Annotated in this window: 14 protein-coding genes; 2 read left to right on the top strand and 12 right to left on the bottom strand. The window is 72.2% G+C overall.

Features of this window, described 5'->3' with window-relative positions; translation table 11 throughout:
* Positions 1-20 precede the first annotated feature (20 nt).
* Positions 21-593 carry a YqgE/AlgH family protein gene (locus tag ACZ4VA_RS00350; RefSeq protein ID WP_389389661.1) on the bottom strand — a complete coding sequence of 191 codons (573 nt, stop codon included), beginning with the start codon at positions 591-593 and terminating at the stop codon, positions 21-23.
* A 252-nt stretch (positions 594-845) separates the two neighbouring features.
* Here ACZ4VA_RS00350 and murA point away from each other — a divergent pair, with 252 nt between their 5' ends.
* On the top strand, positions 846-2192 hold the full coding sequence (gene murA, locus ACZ4VA_RS00345) for a UDP-N-acetylglucosamine 1-carboxyvinyltransferase (RefSeq protein WP_355794412.1): 1347 nt from the start codon (positions 846-848) through the stop codon (positions 2190-2192).
* 138 nt (positions 2193-2330) lie between these two features.
* Here murA and ACZ4VA_RS00340 read toward each other — a convergent pair whose 3' ends face one another.
* The 6 genes from ACZ4VA_RS00340 to ACZ4VA_RS00315 form a co-directional block, all read right to left on the bottom strand.
* The gene (locus ACZ4VA_RS00340; RefSeq protein WP_007382399.1) at positions 2331-2612 is read right to left on the bottom strand and encodes an HU family DNA-binding protein; all 282 of its coding nucleotides are present in this window, start codon (positions 2610-2612) and stop codon (positions 2331-2333) included.
* A gap of 381 nt (positions 2613-2993) precedes the next feature.
* On the bottom strand, positions 2994-4439 hold the full coding sequence (locus ACZ4VA_RS00335; RefSeq protein WP_356172853.1) for an NAD-dependent malic enzyme: 1446 nt from the start codon (positions 4437-4439) through the stop codon (positions 2994-2996).
* 454 nt (positions 4440-4893) lie between these two features.
* Positions 4894-7323, bottom strand: a complete 2430-nt coding sequence (locus ACZ4VA_RS00330; protein ID WP_468079038.1) for a HelD family protein — start codon at positions 7321-7323, stop codon at positions 4894-4896.
* A 106-nt stretch (positions 7324-7429) separates the two neighbouring features.
* Positions 7430-8197: an anti-sigma factor family protein gene (locus ACZ4VA_RS00325; RefSeq protein ID WP_388903933.1), complete on the bottom strand. Its 768-nt coding sequence runs from the start codon at positions 8195-8197 to the stop codon at positions 7430-7432.
* A 38-nt stretch (positions 8198-8235) separates the two neighbouring features.
* Positions 8236-8811, bottom strand: a complete 576-nt coding sequence (locus ACZ4VA_RS00320; RefSeq protein WP_121402637.1) for a sigma-70 family RNA polymerase sigma factor — start codon at positions 8809-8811, stop codon at positions 8236-8238.
* 131 nt (positions 8812-8942) lie between these two features.
* Positions 8943-9530, bottom strand: coding sequence for a CGNR zinc finger domain-containing protein (locus ACZ4VA_RS00315; RefSeq protein WP_355782149.1), 588 nt, complete (start codon positions 9528-9530; stop codon positions 8943-8945).
* A gap of 169 nt (positions 9531-9699) precedes the next feature.
* Here ACZ4VA_RS00315 and ACZ4VA_RS00310 point away from each other — a divergent pair, with 169 nt between their 5' ends.
* A complete protein-coding gene (locus tag ACZ4VA_RS00310) occupies positions 9700-10266 on the top strand; it encodes an anthrone oxygenase family protein (protein ID WP_468079035.1) in 567 nt (188 codons plus the stop codon).
* Here ACZ4VA_RS00310 and ACZ4VA_RS00305 read toward each other — a convergent pair.
* From ACZ4VA_RS00305 to ACZ4VA_RS00285, 5 genes are all read right to left on the bottom strand, one after another.
* The gene (locus tag ACZ4VA_RS00305; protein ID WP_355782143.1) at positions 10215-11366 is read right to left on the bottom strand and encodes a uroporphyrinogen-III synthase; all 1152 of its coding nucleotides are present in this window, start codon (positions 11364-11366) and stop codon (positions 10215-10217) included. The genes ACZ4VA_RS00310 and ACZ4VA_RS00305 overlap by 52 nt on opposite strands.
* Positions 11367-11479: 113 nt before the next feature.
* Positions 11480-12862, bottom strand: a complete 1383-nt coding sequence (locus ACZ4VA_RS00300) for a nitrate/nitrite transporter (RefSeq protein ID WP_355782140.1) — start codon at positions 12860-12862, stop codon at positions 11480-11482.
* A gap of 243 nt (positions 12863-13105) precedes the next feature.
* Positions 13106-14392, bottom strand: a complete 1287-nt coding sequence (locus ACZ4VA_RS00295; protein ID WP_468079032.1) for an acyltransferase family protein — start codon at positions 14390-14392, stop codon at positions 13106-13108.
* Positions 14389-16641, bottom strand: coding sequence for a bifunctional polysaccharide deacetylase/glycosyltransferase family 2 protein (locus tag ACZ4VA_RS00290; RefSeq protein ID WP_356172862.1), 2253 nt, complete (start codon positions 16639-16641; stop codon positions 14389-14391). Before ACZ4VA_RS00290 ends, ACZ4VA_RS00295 begins: the two co-directional genes overlap by 4 nt.
* Positions 16641-17636, bottom strand: a complete 996-nt coding sequence (locus ACZ4VA_RS00285; RefSeq protein ID WP_468079030.1) for a hypothetical protein — start codon at positions 17634-17636, stop codon at positions 16641-16643. The genes ACZ4VA_RS00290 and ACZ4VA_RS00285 overlap by 1 nt, the downstream gene beginning before the upstream one ends.
* Positions 17637-17853 lie beyond the last annotated feature (217 nt).

The raw sequence follows: 17853 nt of genomic DNA, 5'->3' as shown, positions 1-17853 counted from the left end.
GGTACTGAAGGTCACAGCCATCAGTTGAGCGAAGGGTCGTCCGGATAGGTGGCCACCATCGCCAGGTCGCTGCGCTGGCGGCGCAGGACCTCGCGCCACAGCCGCTCCGGGGAGGGCGACGAGACGTCTCCCGGCTCGGACTCGACCACGTACCAGGCCCCCTCGGAGAGCTCGTCCTCCAGCTGTCCCGGGCCCCAGCCCGCGTAGCCGGCGAAGATCCGCAGCGAGCCGAGGGCCGCGGCGAGCAGCTCGGGCGGCGCCTCCAGGTCGACGAGCCCGATCGCGCCGTGCACCCGGCGCCAGCCCAGCGGCGACTGCTCCCCCGACGCGTCGCCGGGGATCACCGCGACGCCCAGAGCCGAGTCGAGCGAGACCGGCCCGCCCTGGAACACCACGCCCGGCTCGCCCGCCAGGTCCGCCCAGGCCTCCAGGATGTCGCCGACGTCCACGGGCGTGGGCCGGTTGAGGACGACGCCCAGGGAGCCCTCCTCGTCGTGGTCGAGGAGCAGCACCACCGCGCGGTCGAAGTTCGGGTCCGCCAGGGCGGGCGTGGCCACGAGCAGCCGCCCTGTGAGCGAGGACACCTCGGTCATGCCAGACATGATCTCGCATCTTCCCGTCACGTGGGGAGCCAATGCGGGTACGCGAGTGAATGCAGCTCAGGGCGTAGAGGAGCGGGACCGGCGCACGGCGTGGCCGGTGACCCGGTGTGCCCGATTAGGAACGGTTCGTGTTGTGGCAAAGCTATGACGTAGCTGGGAGGTCCTCGGGCTTACAGAAGGGGGGTGGGCGGCCATTACGCTTGCCTCTTCAACCCCTGCCCACCTCACCGGAACGCGAGATTCATGACCGTCAACGGCTCTGATGACGTATTGCTTGTCCACGGCGGCACCCCGCTCGAGGGCGAAATCCGTGTCCGCGGTGCGAAGAACCTCGTACCCAAGGCCATGGTCGCGGCCCTGCTGGGCAGCGCTCCGAGCCGACTGCGCAACGTCCCGGACATCCGCGACGTGCGGGTCGTGCGCGGGCTGCTGCAGCTGCACGGCGTGACGGTCCGTCCGGGCGAGGAACCGGGCGAGCTGGTGCTCGACCCGTCGCACGTGGAGAGCGCGAACGTCGCCGACATCGACGCCCACGCGGGCTCCTCGCGCATTCCGATCCTCTTCTGCGGTCCGCTGCTGCACCGCCTGGGGCACGCGTTCATCCCCGGTCTGGGCGGCTGCGACATCGGCGGCCGGCCGATCGACTTCCACTTCGAGGTGCTGCGGCAGTTCGGCGCGAAGATCGAGAAGCGGGCGGACGGCCAGTACCTGGAGGCCCCGCAGCGGCTGCGCGGCACCAAGATCAAGCTGCCGTACCCGTCCGTGGGCGCGACCGAGCAGGTGCTGCTGACCGCGGTGCTCGCCGAGGGCGTCACGGAGCTGGCCAACGCGGCCGTGGAGCCCGAGATCGAGGACCTCATCTGCGTGCTGCAGAAGATGGGCGCGATCATCGCCATGGACACCGACCGGACCATCCGGATCACCGGTGTCGACACCCTGGGCGGCTACACGCACGCGGCCCTCCCGGACCGCCTGGAGGCCGCCTCCTGGGCTTCCGCGGCCCTGGCGACCGAAGGCAACATCTACGTCCGCGGCGCCCAGCAGCGCTCGATGATGACGTTCCTGAACACCTACCGGAAGGTGGGCGGTGCCTTCGAGATCGACGACGAGGGCATCCGCTTCTGGCACCCGGGCGGCCAGCTGAAGTCGATCGCGCTGGAGACGGACGTCCACCCGGGCTTCCAGACCGACTGGCAGCAGCCGCTGGTCGTCGCCCTCACGCAGGCCACGGGCCTGTCGATCATCCACGAGACGGTGTACGAGTCCCGGCTCGGCTTCACCTCGGCGCTGAACCAGATGGGCGCGCACATCCAGCTGTACCGCGAGTGCCTCGGCGGCTCGAACTGCCGCTTCGGCCAGCGCAACTTCCTGCACTCCGCCGTCGTTTCGGGCCCCACGCGGCTCCAGGGCGCCGATCTGGTGATCCCGGACCTGCGCGGCGGGTTCTCGTACCTGATCGCCGCTCTCGCGGCCCAGGGCACCTCCCGGGTGCACGGCATCGACCTCATCAACCGCGGCTACGAGAACTTCATGGAGAAGCTCGTGGAGCTCGGTGCGAAGGTCGAGCTGCCCGGCAAGGCGCTCGGCTAGCGGGACCGGCCCGGGCCGGCGGCGCGACCGCCGGCCCGGGCCACGGCAGACACCACGATGGGGCGGCGCCCGGAAGTCCGGGCGCCGCCCCATTCGCGTACTGCTCGTTGCCGCGCCGTCCCGTGGCGCAGGCGGTTACTACTTACCCTTGGCGGCTTCCTTGAGCTTGCTGCCCGCGGAGACCTTCACGCTGTACCCGGCGGGGATCTGGATCGGGTCGCCGGTCTGCGGGTTGCGCGCGGTGCGAGCGGCACGGTGGGTGCGCTCGAAGGTCAGGAAGCCGGGGATGGTGACCTTCTCGTCGCCCTTGGCGACGATCTCGCCGACGGTCTCGGCGAACGCGGCCAGAACGGCGTCGGCGTCCTTGCGGGTCACCTCGGCGCGGTCGGCCAGCGCGGCCACCAGCTCACTGCGGTTCATGTTGTTACTCCCGTGTTCTTCTTGCCGTTGAGGCGTGCCACGCGGCAGAGCCGCATGTTTGATGCGGCGTAGCCGATGCTGCCAGGGTCCTCGGTCGGTCCCCGGACCCGGGTCCGTCGCCAGACCCTCGCGCCCGAAGACGCATCCTGCCCCCACCTGCGGCGGGAAAGCCAATCCGGCACCCCTGGGAGTCACACGAACACCCTTGGGAGTCACACGAAGAGCGCCACTGCCTCGGAGTGGTGACGCTCCGTCTGCTCCCGGCAGCGGACCGCAGGACCTGGGGACCTGAGCCTGGCCGCCACCCTAAAGGCGGCCGGAGGCCGTGCGTTCCGCGACGCGCCGGGCCTCAAGCGGTCGTGGTACCCGTCACAGCCGGTCTCACACCGATGTGTTGGCGGACGTGCTGTCCGTCACGGTCACCCCGGCCGCCTTCGCGGCGTTGCGCACCGCACCGGCGACGGCGCCCGCGACCTTGTCGTTGAAGACGCTCGGGATGATGTAGTTCGGGTTCAGCTCGTCCTCGGTCACCACGTCCGCGAGGGCGGTCGCGGCGGCCAGCATCATCTCCGTGTTGACCGTACGCGACTGGGCGTCCAGCAGGCCGCGGAAGACGCCCGGGAACACCAGGACGTTGTTGATCTGGTTGGGGAAGTCGGAGCGGCCGGTGGCCACAACTGCGGCCGTCAGGCGGGCGATTGCCGGGTCGACCTCGGGGTCGGGGTTCGCGAGCGCGAACACGATGGCGCCGTCCGCCATGGCGGCCACGTCGTCGCCGTCGATCACGTTCGGGGCGGAGACGCCGATGAAGACGTCGGCGCCGCGCACGGCCTCCTTGAGGGTGCCCGTGAGGCCCTCGGGGTTGGTGTTGTCGGCGATCCAGCGCAGCGGCGAGTCGGCGGCGGCGTCGACGAGGTCCGTCCGGTCCGCGTGCACGACTCCGTGGATGTCGGCCACGACGGCGTTCTTGACGCCCGCGGCGAGCAGCAGCTTGAGGATGGCGGTACCGGCGGCGCCTGCGCCGGACATGACCACGCGGATGTCGCCGATCGCCTTGCCGGCCACCCGCAGGGCGTTCGTCAGGGCGGCGAGGACGACGATCGCCGTGCCGTGCTGGTCGTCGTGGAAGACGGGGATGTCGAGGGCCTCGCGCAGCCGCGCCTCGATCTCGAAGCAGCGGGGAGCGGAGATGTCCTCCAGGTTGATGCCCGCGAAGCCGGGGGCGATGGCCTTGACGATCTCGACGATCGCGTCGGTGTCCTGGGTGTCCAGGCACAGCGGCCAGGCGTCGATGCCGGCGAAGCGCTTGAAGAGGGCGGCCTTGCCCTCCATGACCGGCAGGGCGGCCTTGGGGCCGATGTTGCCGAGGCCGAGCACGGCCGAGCCGTCCGTCACGACCGCAACGGAGTTGCGCTTGATGGTGAGGCGGCGGGCGTCCTCGGGGTTCTCGGCGATCGCCATGCACACGCGGGCCACGCCCGGCGTGTAGATCATCGAGAGGTCGTCGCGGTTGCGGATGGGGTGCTTGGACTGCATCTCGATCTTGCCGCCGAGGTGCATGAGGAACGTACGGTCGGAGACCTTGCCCAGGGTGACGCCCTCGATGGCGCGCAGCTGCTCGACGATCTCGTCGGCGTGGGACGTGGAGGTGGCCGCGATGGTGACGTCGATGCGGAGTTTCTCGTGACCGGACGCCGTGACGTCGAGGCCGGTCACCGAGCCTCCGTGGGACTCGACGGCTCCGGTGAGCTGGGAGACCGCCGTTCCGCTGGCGGGCACCTCCAGCCGGACCGTCATCGAGTAGGAGACGCTGGGCGCCGTTGCCATGGCCGACTTCCTCTGCTTTCACCGTGTTCGCTGCGTACGCCGCGGGAACGGGGTCGTTCCGGCGGCGTCGTCCGATCGTCGCACCTACCGCGGAGTACGTGGTAGCCACCCCGGGTTGCGAACGTTTTGTTCGCAACGACCGAGCACTTTCGGAAAACTACTTCCACCATACGAGAAGTGATGGACGGGAGGGAAGAGCCCGCCGGGACGCACGGTGCCCGGGAACGACGAAAAGGCCCACGTCACGGGGTGACGTGAGCCTTTCGCGAAGTCAATGACACCGACCCGCCATGCTCGCCTCGCGGCAAGTGGTCGCTCGTAGCGACGAAGGTTGGGCCCGGGGGCTTGGATCGGGCCGGTGCCACGTCCAAGGTAACAAACGATCCCCGCAAGGCAATTCCCGTCCCGAAAGTTCATTTCCGGGTCGTCCTGTCGGCGGGCCACGGAAACCCCCTCAGTCCCTCAGCAGATCGGGCACCCCCTGGGCGTCCGGCTCGTCCCGGTCCGCCGAGACGATCGTCAGCTGCTGGGTCGCGCGGGTCAGGGCGACGTACAGCACGCGCAGGCCGGCGGGCGACTCGTCGGCGATCTCCGCGGGCGACACGACGATCGTGGCGTCGTACTCCAGCCCCTTGGCCTCCAGGCTGCCCAGCGCCACCACGCGGTCCCCGAGGCCGGCGAGCCAGCGGGCGGCCTCCTCGCGCCGGTTCATGGCCACCACGACGCCCACCGTGCCGTCCACGCGCTCCAGCAGCCGCTCGGCCTCCGCCCGGACGCTCTGGGCGAGCGAGTCCCGCACGACGGCGAAGCGCGGCTCGACGCCCGTGGACCGTACGGCCGAGGGGGACTGCGAGCCGGGCATGGCGAGGGCGAGGACCTTGGCGGCCAGCTCGGCGATCTCGGCCGGGTTGCGGTAGTTCACCGTCAGGGTGAAACGGCGCCGTGGACGGGACCCCAGGGCCTCGTCACGGGCCTGCGCGGCCTCCTCGGGGTCGGACCACGAGGACTGGGCCGGGTCGCCGACGACCGTCCACGTGGCGTGCCGGCCCCGGCGCCCGACCATGCGCCACTGCATGGGCGTGAGGTCCTGCGCCTCGTCGACGATGACGTGCGCGTACTCCACCCGCTCCTGGGCGAGCCGCTCGGCCCGCTCGCGCTGCGACTCCTCGCGCACCGGCATCAGCTCCTCCAGGCCGGTGAGCTGGTCCAGCGGGTCGAGGTCGCGCCGCTTCCGGGGCCGGGCGGGCGTCCCGAGGATCGCCTGGAGCTCGTCCAGCATGGCGACATCGTGCACCGAGAGCCCCTCCCGCCGCAGCGAGCGGGCCACCTTGCGGACCTCGCCGGGATTCAGGATCCGCCGCGCCCACCGGCCGAGCCGCTTCTCGTCGGCCATGGCGGACAGCACGCCCCGCGGGGTCAGCTCGGGCCACCAGGCGTCCAGGAACTCGATGAAGCCGTCCTCGGAGGTGACGTCCTCGTCGAAGGACGACCGCAGCTCGGCGGCCAGCTCGGGGTCCGTGTGCCGCGTACCGGCGCCCGAGCGGGACCACAGGGCGTCCAGCAGCAGCTTGCGGGCACGCGGGCGCAGCAGGTTGACCGGCGCGGTCCCGCTGAGCGCGCTCTGCCGGATTTGGTCCAGCTCGTCGGCCTCCAGCTCGATCCGCCGGCCGAAGGCGACCACCCGCAGCCGGCCGGGCGTGCCGGCGGGTGCCCCGGCCTGCTCGGCGTCCTCGCCGAGGGCGAGCTGCTCGCCGCCCGCGGGACGGCCGGAGCCGCCCCGGGAGGACGGGCCGCGCCCGGCGCCCCACGGTGTCTCCAGGGCCCCGCGGGCGGCCTTCCGCAGCACCTTGAGCATGCGGTACGAGCCCTTGGCGCGGGCCACCGCCGGGGAGTCGTACTGGGTGGCCTCCGCGCCGTCCACCAGGGAGCCGATGGCGCGGATGGCGACCTGGCCCTCCTCGCCGAGCGAGGGCAGCACGCCCTCGGTGTACGCGACGAGCAGCGGGGTCGGGGAGACGATCAGGATGCCGCCGGCGTATCTGCGGCGGTCCTGGTAGAGGAGGTAGGCGGCGCGGTGCAGGGCCACCGCCGTCTTGCCCGTGCCGGGGCCGCCCTCGACGTAGGTCACCGAGGCGGCGGGCGCCCGGATCACCAGGTCCTGCTCGGCCTGGATGGACGCCACGATGTCGCGCATGGTGTGGCTGCGGGCCTGGCCGAGGGCGGCCATGAGGGCGCCGTCGCCGATCACGGCGAGTTTCTCGCCGTCCAGGGTCGCCGTCAGCTCCGGCCGCATCAGGTCGTCCTCGACCCCGAGGACGCGGCGGCCCTTGGAGCGGATGACCCGGCGGCGGACCACCCGGCCCGGCTCGACGGGCGTCGACCGGTAGAAGGGCGCCGCCGCGGGGGCGCGCCAGTCGATGACGAGCGGCGCGTAGTCGGCGTCCAGGACGCCGATACGGCCGATGTGGAGCGTCTCCGCGATCTCCGCGGTGTTGTCCTCGCGGACGGCGCCCTCGGCCGGGTCGACCGCGGTGTACGCGCCGTCCGGGCCCTTCTTGCCGTCCTTCCCGAGGAGCAGGTCGATCCGGCCGAAGAGGAAGTCCTCGAACTCGTTGTTGAGGCGGTTGAGGTGAATTCCCGCGCGGAACACCTGGGCGTCGCGCTCCGCGAGCGCCCCCGGCGTACCGACCTGACCGCGCTTGGCGGCGTCGTTCATCAGGAACTCGGCCTCGTGGATCTTCTCCTCGAGGCGCTGGTACACCCGGTCCAGGTGTTCCTGTTCGACGCCGATCTCCCGGTCGCGTACGGAATCTCCGGCCGAGTCGAGCGCGGCGGAACCCTCGACCGGACCGAGCGCGGCCTGCTGTTGAACCTGAGCGGCCACCGGGCCCCCTTCTGACGTGCTGGGCAGCCGTCAACCGTACGCGAAGGGGGGCCCGCCAGGCTACGTGTGCGCTCCGGGACCGCTCACGCGTCCCGCGGAGGCACGCTCACGCGTCCACCTCCACGAGCCGCTTCCCGTCGAAGGTCATGACCTCGAAGTGGTCGATCTCGTTCGGGGTGAAGGCGGCGCCGCCGTGGACGTAGAGCGGCTGCTTGGCCTGCTCCGTCTTGGCGTTCTCGATGCCGTAGCCCCACTTCGGGACCGCCCAGGAGGTCACGGTCTCACGCTCGCCGTTCTTGCCGACGGCGATGAGGGAGCACTTGAGCGGGCCCTTGACGTTCTTCAGCTCCAGGACCGCGTGCGTGCCCCAGGGCTTCGGCTCCGTCGCGACCACGGCGTTGACCTTGGTGCCCGGGTCCGTGGCGTGGACCTTGTCGGACATCACGTCGAAGGCGGCCTTGGCGGGGCTGGTGGGATGCGGCATCCCGGCCTCGTCGGTCGTGCCGCCGCCGCTGACCGCCATCACCGTCAGCGGGCCGCCGATGATCAGCGCGGCCGCGGCCGCCACCAGGTACATGCCGCGCCGGCGCTTGCGGGCGCGCCGCTCGGCGACCTCGTCGACCAGCCGTTCCGCGAGCCGCGGAGCGGGGCGGGCCGACAGGGACTCGCCGATGGCCGGGGTGCCCTGGGAGCCGGGGAGGTCCGCGAGGGCCGCCAGCATCGGTTCCATCCCGGCGAGCTCGTCGAGCTGCTGGGCGCACCATTCGCAGGTGGCGAGGTGCGCCTCGAAGGCGGTCGCCTCGGCGTCGTCGAGGATGCCGAGGGCGTAGGCGCCGACGGTCTCGTGCTCATTAGGGCCCTGTGATCCCTGCATGGATCCAGGACTACCCGTTCCGAATCCCCCGTAAATGCTCATGCCGTCACCCCCCGCTCCTCCAGTGCCAGCTTCATCGACCTCAGTGCGTAGAAAACTCTCGAGCGCACGGTGCCACTGGGGATTCCGAGCGTCTCGGCCGCCTCATTGACCGTACGCCCCTTGAAGTACGTCTCGACCAGAACCTCCCGGTGGGCAGGGGTCAGGTCGTCCAGCGCGTCAGACAGTGTCATCAGCCACAACGCCTTGTCGATCTCGTCCTCCGCGGGGATGACCTCCAGCGGCGACGGGTCGACCTCCTGCGGCCGGGCCTGCCGGCTGCGGTGGCCGTCGATGACGATGCGCCGGGCGACCGTCACCAGCCAGGGGCGTACCGAACCGGTGGCCCGATTGAGCTGACCGGCGTTCTTCCAGGCACGGATGAGCGTCTCCTGCACGACGTCCTCGGCCCGCTGCCGGTCACCCGCGACCAGCCGGAGCACGTAGGCGAGCAGGGGTCCGGCGTGCTCGCGGTACAGCGCCCGCATCAGCTCCTCGTCAGGTTCCGAGGGCTGGGACGCTCGATGTCGTGCCCTTGGCGGGCGTTCATCAGCCACGGCGGAATCCTTGCGCACGCCTACCTCCGGTGTCCCCGATTCGACCGGGGTCCCCCAGTCGGTCGCTCACCACCGGGTACGGACCCGGATGCGCCCGTGTTCAAAGTGGTCGCACAAATTTCTTGAGCGGGGTGTGACAGGAGGGTAGTTCACGCCCGGGCGAGTGCCGCACGCCGCCTGTGTCTGGCCACCCGCTCGCGGTTCCCGCACACCTCGCTGGAGCACCAGCGGCGCCGGCGCCCGCGCGAGGTGTCCAGGTACACGATCGGGCAGTTGTCCCCCTCGCAACGCCGCAGGCAGGCCCGGGCGACGGGGTCGGTGAGCAGCTCAAGGGCGTCGCGTGCCACCGCCGCGAGCAGCGGGGCACGGAGCAGCGGCCCGTGCAGGCGCCGCAGCAGCGACCCGTCCTCGGTGCGCACGGCGCGGGGCGCGGGCGGCGCGTGCAGGGCGAGCGCGTTGACGCGGGCCAGGTCCGCGTCGGCGGGCCGTCCGTCCAGCTCGCCGCTCACCAACCGCTCGATGTGGCCGCGCAGTTCGTGGCAGGCGACGAGCCAGGCCTCGTCCACCGCGCCCAGCGGGGTCCCCTCGGGCACCAGGCCGGAGCCGGCGATCCAGGCCCGCAACCGCTCGGCGGAGCCGAGCCGTTCCTCGGGATGGGTGGTCGCCACCAGGTCCAGGCAGATCCGCCCGGAGTCGAACCGCATGTCGTACGAGGCCGTGGCCGTGCCCGATGCCATGCGCCTGTCACCGCCTTGGGTTACCGCTCCGCGAGGGGTCCGTGCGGGGTCCGTACTCCTACAGTGCCTTTCCCCGGCCGTCGCGGGAACCCCCGCGCTGGACGTCCGCTTATGCGACCGCGCGCCTCGGCCATGTCCCCATGGCGATCACGCCGGTTGACTGGACGGCATGACACAGAACAGCAGGGGGCGGCGTACGGCCGCCGGAGGTGTGCTGGCCGCGGCCGCCGTCGCGACGGGCCTGGTCGCCGGGGTCTTCTACGTGTTCGCGTGCGCCGTGATGCCGGCGCTGGCCCGCAGCGAGGACCGCGTGTACGTCGAGGTCGTGCAGAACGTCAACGAGGTGATCCAGAACCCGGTGTTCCTCCTGAGCTTCCTGGGGGCGCTGCTGCTCACGGCGGTCTCCGCCTGGCAGTCGCGCGGCGAGCCGGGGCTCCGGGGCTGGGTGGGGGCGGCGCTGCTCGCCTACGCGCTCGCCTTCCTCGTCACCGTCGCCGTGAACATCCCGCTCAACGACGCCCTCGCGGACGCCGGAGACCCGGCGAAGATCGCCGATCCGGCCGCCGTGCGCGAGGAGTTCGAGGACCCGTGGGTGGCGTGGAACGTCGTACGGGCCCTGCTGTCCACCGTCGCGCTGGGCTGCCTCGCCCGGGCCCTCGTCGGGTACGGGAGGATCAACCGGGCTCAGGAATCGGCGTACTTGGCGTCGGCGGCCGGGTCGAGCGCCAGCCGGTAGCCGCGCTTGACCACGGTCTGGATCAGCTTGGGCGCGCCGAGGGCGGTCCGCAGCCGCGCCATCGCCGTCTCCACGGCGTGCTCGTCGCGGCCCGCCCCGGGCAGCGCCCGCAGCAGGTCGGACCGGGAGACCACCCAGCCCGGCCGCCTGGCCAGGGCCCGCAGCAGCGACATCCCGGCGGGCGGCACCGGCCGCAGCCGCTCGTCGACCAGCACCGCGTGCCCGCGGATCTCCACCCGGTGGCCCGCGATCGGCAGCGTCCGGGCGCGGCCGGGCAGTTCCTGGCACAGCAGCTGGACGAGGGGGCCGAGCCGGAAGCGCTCGGGCTGGACGGTGTCGATGCCGTGGGCCTGCAAGGGCAGCGCGGTGACGGGGCCCACGCAGGCGGGCAGCACGTCGTGGTGGAGCGCGGCGAGCAGTTCGGGCAGCAGGCCCCGGTCCTCGGCGCGGGAGAGCAGGGAGGCCGCGGCGGGGGCGCTGGTGAAGGTGAGCGCGTCCACACCGCGGGTGACGGCCGCGTCGAGCAGCCGGTCGACGGGGCCGATGTCCTCCGGCGGCATCCACCGGTAGACCGGTACGCCCACGACCTCGGCGCCCGCCTCCCGCAGCGACTCGACGAATCCGGGCAGCGGTTCGCCGTGCAGCTGGATGGCGACGCGGCGGCCCTCGACCCCCTCGTCCAGCAGCCGGTCCAGCACCTCCGCCATGGACTCGGAGGACGGCGACCACGCCTCGGTCAGGCCCTGGGCCCGGATCGCGCCCTTGACCTTGGGGCCGCGGGCGAGCAGTTCGACCCCGCGCAGCCGTGCCAGCAGGTCCTCGCCGAGGCCCCAGCCGTCGGCGGCCTCGACCCAGCCCCGGAAGCCGATGGCGGTGGTGGCGATGACGACGTCCGGGGCCTGGTCGATCAGTTCCTTGGTGGCGGCGAGCAGTTCGCTGTCGTCGGCGAGCGGCACGATGCGCAGGGCGGGGGCGTGCACCACGAGGGCGCCGCGCCGCTGGAGCAGGGCTCCGAGTTCGTCGGCCCGACGCGCGGCCGTCACGCCCACGGTGAACCCCGCGAGGGGGCCGTGGTCTGGTCGCTGCTGTTCGTCGTACATGGCTTTCGTCCCGGCTCTCGTCGTGCGCTCGAGTCGTCGTGCGGTCGCGGCTGGCCCGAGCCTGTCAACGCCCCGTGACAGGCTCGGTTCAGCCGCGTGTCGCGCGTGTAACGTCACACTTCGGCGTAGCTGAGCTGCGGGTTCGTCTCCGAGGCCGCCGTCGTGGAGCTCGCGGAGGCCGCCGGACGACGAAGGTATACGGCCCAGGTGACCGCGAAGCACACCCCGTAGAAGGCCAGGAAGGAGACGAAGGCTCCGGTGCCGGAGCCGTAGGAGAGGAACGACTGCCGGAAGGCGAGGTTGATGGCGACGCCGCCGAGCGCGCCCACCGCGCCGATGAGCCCCATGGAGGCCCCGGACAGCCGGCGCCCGTACACGGCGGCCGCCTCTCCGGTCAGCCCCTTGGCGAGGGCCTTGTTCTGGAAGATGCCGGGGATCATCTTGTAGGTCGACCCGTTGCCGAGGCCGCTGAGCACGAACAGCGCGATGAAGGCGACGGTGAACAGCGGCAGCGACTTCCGCATCGAGGCCGCGATGATCACCGAGGTGGCCGCGGCCATGGCGACGAAGTTCCACAGGGTGATCCTGGAGCCGCCGTACCGGTCGGCGAGCCAGCCGCCGACGGGCCGGATCAGCGAGCCGAGCAGCGGTCCGATGAAGGTGACGTAGGCGGCCTCCAGCGGGGTGCGCCCGAACTGGTTCTGCAGCACCTGGCCGAAGGCGAAGCTGTATCCGATGAACGACCCGAACGTCCCGATGTAGAGGAACGCCATGATCCAGGTGTGTCCGTCCCGCGCGGCGTCCTTGGCGGCGCCGGTGTCGTTCTTCACGGACGAGATGTTGTCCATGTAGACGGCGGCGAGCACGGCGGCGACGACGATGAGCGGGATGTAGATGCCGAGCAGCACCCGCGGTCCGCCGCTCGCGCCGATGATCGCGAGGGCGACGAGCTGGATCACCGGCACGCCGATGTTGCCGCCGCCCGCGTTGAGTCCGAGCGCCCAGCCCTTCTTGCGCAGCGGGAAGAACGCGTTGATGTTGGTCATGCTGGAGGCGAAGTTGCCGCCGCCGATGCCGGCGAGCAGGCCGACCAGCAGGAAGGTGGAGAAGGAGGTCCCCGGCTCCATCACGGTGAACGCGGCCACCGAGGGGATGAGCAGCAGGCTCGCCGAGACGATCGTCCAGTTCCGCCCGCCGAAGACGGCCACCGCGAAGGTGTACGGCACGCGCACGACGGCGCCGACCAGCGTCACCATCGAGGTGAGCATGAACTTGTCGGCCGGGGTCAGGCCGTACTCCGGTCCCATGAACAGCACGAGCACGGACCACAGGGTCCAGATCGAGAACCCGATGTGCTCGGACAGCACGGAGAAGAACAGGTTCCGCCGGGCGACCTTCTCACCCGTCTCTTTCCAGAAGGTCTCGTCCTCGGGGTCCCACTCGTCGATCCAGCGGCCTCCCCTGCTCTGTGCGGGGGCTGTGTTCGGGGCTGTCATGACGCCTCCACGGTTCTCCGGTGCTCAGGTGTCGTACGGGTGACGACTCCTGAAGGTAGGGAGAGCGCGTTTCCGCCCTGTGGCTGTGGGTGACCGGAAGGGAACGTTGCTCTCACGTGCGGCCGGGGGCGGCGGTGAGGCTCCGGACGGCGGCCCGTCATCGTCGGCGGCGGGCGTACGACACGGCCCGGGCCCGCCGCGTACGGTGTGCCCGGGCCTGCCGGTGTGCGGGTCTCCGGTGGTTCAGCCCCGGTGGGTGCCCGCCCGCTTCGGCCGGGAACCGTCCGGCCACAGCCGGGGCGAGCGCTTGGCCGCGAGGTCCTCCATCCATCCGAAGCAGACGACGCAGCCGCCGACGAGCAGCCAGGTGGCGGCCAGCACCGGCCAGGGGCTCTCCAGCAGCCAGGCGTAGTGGCGCCACATCACGTCGATGCCCCACAGCCGGTCCCAGAGCGTGGCTGCGACCAGGATGCACACGTTGTGCCAGAGGTAGATCGTCACCGCGCGGGAGTTGAAGAGCGTGATCAGCCGGTCCCAGCGGCGCAGCAGCCGGGGCCACTCGGACCACGAGGGGCTGAAGTGCAGGAGCAGCAGCACCGTCGCGAACGACCAGAGGGCCTGGCCGACCGGGATGTCGTCGAGGTCGTGCCCCTCGGTGAGGTTGTGTCTCATCGCGTACCAGAGGCCGAGGCAGGCGACCGCGGGCGCCACGGACGGGACCACGTAGCGCGGGATGCGCGCGAGGATCCCCTCCTGGTGGGCCATGCCGAGGATCCAGCAGGCGCCGAAGGTGCTGAAGTCCGTGAGCGTCGAGGGGACGCGCTCGCCTGGGAGGGTGATCCAGCCCAGGTCGAGCGCCAGGGCCAGGGCGATCGGCGACAGGATCGTCGCCCACGGGAGCGCGCGCAGCGCCCGCAGCAGGAAGGGCGACAGCAGCACGAACCAGATGTACGCCCGCAGGTACCACAGGGGTCCGGCGAACTCCGTGGCCCAGTCCTCGCCGACGAAGCCGTGCCAGCCGGGGAGGCCCTCGGCGTAGGGCGGGTCGCTCAGCGGGAGGATCCAGAAGCCCAGGTGGAGCCACCACCAGCCGGGGTGGCCCTCGGCGTCCGGGCCCCACCCCTGGAGGACCATGCCGGAGACGCCGACGACGCCGAGCAGCCACATCGGGGGCAGCAGCCTGCGCAGCCGACCCTTGACGACCTGGAGTGCCGGGCGTTTGAGCGAGCGGGCCATGAGGCTGCCGGCGAGGGCGAACATCACGCCCATGGAGGGGAACACCAGCGGGAGCCAGGCCCACCCCATGAGGTGGTAGAAGACGACCCGGAACAGCGCGACGGCGCGCAGCAGGTCGAAGTAGCGGTCCCTGCCGGAGCTCGGAGCCGCCGCGGACGCGCCGCCGGGAGGTGCGGCCGTTTCCGGGCCGGTGGCCTGCCGCGGGACGGTGGCCGTCGGGTACGGCGCCTCCGGTGCCGCCGCCCGGCCGGGGCCGGTGTCCGGCCGGGCGGCGCCCTGTGACGAGGTGCTCATGCGACCGGCCCCCCGTCCATCGCGGGCTGCCGTTCCTCGGGCAGCGCGTCGGGCAGGCGTACGTCTCCGGTGCGCCGGAGTTTCTGCCAGCGCAGCCGGCCGCCGGTGAGGGCGGTGATCCAGGACTGCAGCAGCACCACGTACATGAGCTGGCGGTAGAGGATCTGCTGGAGGGGCAGTGAGACGAGGGGGCTCATGTTCTCCCGGTCGAGTGCGAAGGCGTAGGCGGCGCAGACGCCCTGCACGGCCGCCACGGCCAGCCAGGCGAGGACGGTCTTCTCGGTCGGCCCGAACACCACTCCGTACAGGAGGAAGACGTCGATCAGGGGGGCCAGGAGGGGGGCGACGACCATGAACAGCGACACCAGCGGCAGGCCGACGCGTCCGAACCGGCCCGAGGGGCCCCGCTCGACGATCGCCCGGCGGTGCTTCCAGATCGCCTGCATGGTGCCGTAGGACCAGCGGTAGCGCTGGGACCACAGCTGCTGCACGGAGGCCGGGGCCTCGGTCCAGGCGCGCGCGTTCTCCGCGTACACCACCCGCCAGCCGTCCCGGTGCAGGGCCATCGTGATGTCGGTGTCCTCGGCGAGCGTGTCGTCGCTCATGCCGCCGACGCGCTCCAGGGCGGAGCGGCGGAACGCGCCGACCGCGCCCGGGATGGTCGGCATGCAGCGCAGGATGTCGTACATGCGGCGGTCGAGGTTGAAGCCCATCACGTACTCGATGTGCTGCCACGCGCCGATCAGCGAATCGCGGTTGCCGACCTTGGCGTTGCCCGCGACGGCGCCGACCCTCGGGTCCGCGAAGGGCTGCACCAGCTCGCGGACGGTGGCCGGTTCGAAGACCGTGTCGCCGTCCATCATCACGACGAGGTCGTGGCGGGCGTTGGCCAGGCCGCGGTTGAGGGCGGCGGGCTTGCCCGCGTTCAGCTGGCGCACGACGCGGACGTCGGGCAGCCGCAGTCCCTCGACGATCCGGGCGGTGCCGTCGCTGGAGCCGTCGTCGACGACGACCACCTCGATGGGGTGCTCGCTCGCCATCAGGGAACGGACGGTGCTCTCGATGCACTTGGCCTCGTTGTACGCGGGGACCAGCACCGACACCGGTTCGGTGACCGGGGCCGGGCCCCAGCGGAAGTCGCGGCGGCGGACCCGGCGGGTGTGCAGGCCGGACAGCAGCAGCATCAGGCCGAAGCGGGCGAAGACGAGGACACCGATCACGGCGAGGCCCGCGACCAGCACGCCGGTGGTCCGCTCGGACGCCTGGACCGCGAGGACCCAGGCCTCGCCCTTCCACCGGTCGGGGCCGCTCACGCGGGTGTGCGCGCTGGGCGCGGCGAGGGCCTCGGTGAGGTTCGTGAACCGGTAGCCCCGCTCCCGGAGTTCGGGCAGCAGGGTGCCGAGCGCCTGGACGGTCTGGTGGCGGTCCCCGCCCGAGTCGTGCATCAGCACGATGGCGCCCTCGCCGTCCCGCGGGGTGGAGCGGCGGACGATCTCGGCGGCGCCGGGCTTGCGCCAGTCCTCGCTGTCGCGGTCGTTGACGACCGTGATGTAGCCGCGGGTGCCGATGTAACGCGTGACCGGCCAGGAGCGGTTGTCCATCGCGTCGGCGGCGGAGGAGTACGGGGGCCGGAACAGGGAGGTGCGGATGCCCGCGGCGCCGGCGAGCGCAAGCTGGTTCTGGGACAGCTCCCAGTCGATGCGCTTCTTCGACTGGTAGGAGAGATCGGGGTGGTTGAAGGTGTGCAGGCCGATCTCGTGGCCCTCCCGCACCATCCGGCGGACGAGTTCGGGGTGGCGCGAGGCCATGGTGCCGGTGACGAAGAAGACGGCGTGCGCGCGGTGCTTGGCGAGGACGTCGAGGACCTTTGGCGTCCACGTGGGGTCCGGTCCGTCGTCGAAGGTGAGGACGAGGCGGTGGTCCGGGACGTCCAGGGTGGCGGTGCGGCCGCCGCGGGTGTCGATGACCGGGCCGCCCGCGAGGATCTTCTCGGGGACGCTGTCGCTGGGCGCGGCGGACCGGACGCGGTGGTCGGCGAGGATCTCGCTGTGCACGAAGCCGCGCAGCATCAGCATCGCCATCAGGGCGACGAGCAGGAGCGAGGGCAGCAGGTAGCGCATGGGCAGGCGGCGGCGGGCGCGTGCCGCGGGCGCCCGCCGGGCGGCCCGCCCGGTGCGCGGGGTGCGCGGGGTGGGGACGCGGCGGCCGGTACGCGGTGCGCGGCCGCCGCGCTGGGTGCGGGGTGCCATCAGAGGACGTTCTCCCCGCGCGGGGTGCCGGCGGCGGCCACGGTGGTGGTGCCGGAGTGCCTGCTCCCGGTGGTGTCGGACACGGTGGTGGTGCCGGGTCCCTCGTCGGCCGGGGGCTGCGAGGACGAGCCGCTGGGCGGGCCGCCGACCGAGGTGCTCGGGGCCGGCGGGCCGGACACGGTCGCCGACGGTTCGGGGCCGGGGTCCTTGCTGGTGGAGCTCGGCTTCGGGCGGGCGGTGCCGGCCGTGGGCCGCGGGTTCGCGGTCGCGCCGGGGGCGGTGGCGCTGCCCGAGGGACGGGCCGCCGGACCGCCGCCGGGGGACGCCGACGCGGTGCCACCGGCCGAGGGACCGGCGCCCGGAGCGGTGCTGCCCGCGCCCGGCGGGTCCGCGTCGTCGACGGGCCGCGGCGGGGTGTCGACCCGGCCGGCCGGAGGGTCGTCCTGCCGTGCGGGCACCGGCAGCCAGGGCGCGTTGGAGTTGCCCGACAGGAGGGTGACGCCGATGACGACGGCGTACACCGCGCAGGCCAGGCCGACGAGGACGCCGAGACGGCGGAAGGTGCGGCCGCGGCGGCCCGACTCGTCGACGAAGACCGGGCCGTCCGAGCCCTCCGCACCGCCCGGGGCGGTCCGGGCGCGCCGGCCCGGCCAGGCGCCCACCTCCCGTCCGGCGCCGTCGAGTTGGACCGTCACCTCGTGCGGGTCGTGGGTGTGGGTCGGCTCGCCGGTCCGCTCCCATGAGGGCGGTGCGGCCGGGTCGTCCGCCTGCCCGGCGGCCGGATCGCCCGTTTCGCCGGCGGGTCCGGCGGTCGTGTCGGCCGCGGACGGAGCGGCCGGGGCCGGGTCGTCGGCCGTCGCGGCGGACCCGCGCCCGCCGGGCTCCGGTTCGGCCGTCGGCTCGGCGAAGAGGTCGCTCGGCGGGAGGGCCGTCGGGACGGCCGCCCGCTCGGTGGTCGGCCACGAGGAGGTCTTGGCGGCTTCCGGCCAGGTCACCTGCTCGGGGATGGACACCGGCGCCGGCACGGGTGCCGGGGACCGGGTGTGGCTTCGGGTCGAAGGAGTGGCTTGACCGACACCGTCCGAGTCTGCAATTTGCTGATCGGGTTGGGCGTCTTTTCGCCAGTTCTTTACGCGCACGTACATCCCCCAGGGACAGGTTCGAGGCGCACGCGACGACCCCGGGCACTACGCACTTTGTCGGTACTTGTCG

The organism is Streptomyces sp. NPDC028308, from assembly GCF_055565855.1.
This window is presented reverse-complemented; position numbering and strand designations above follow the sequence as displayed.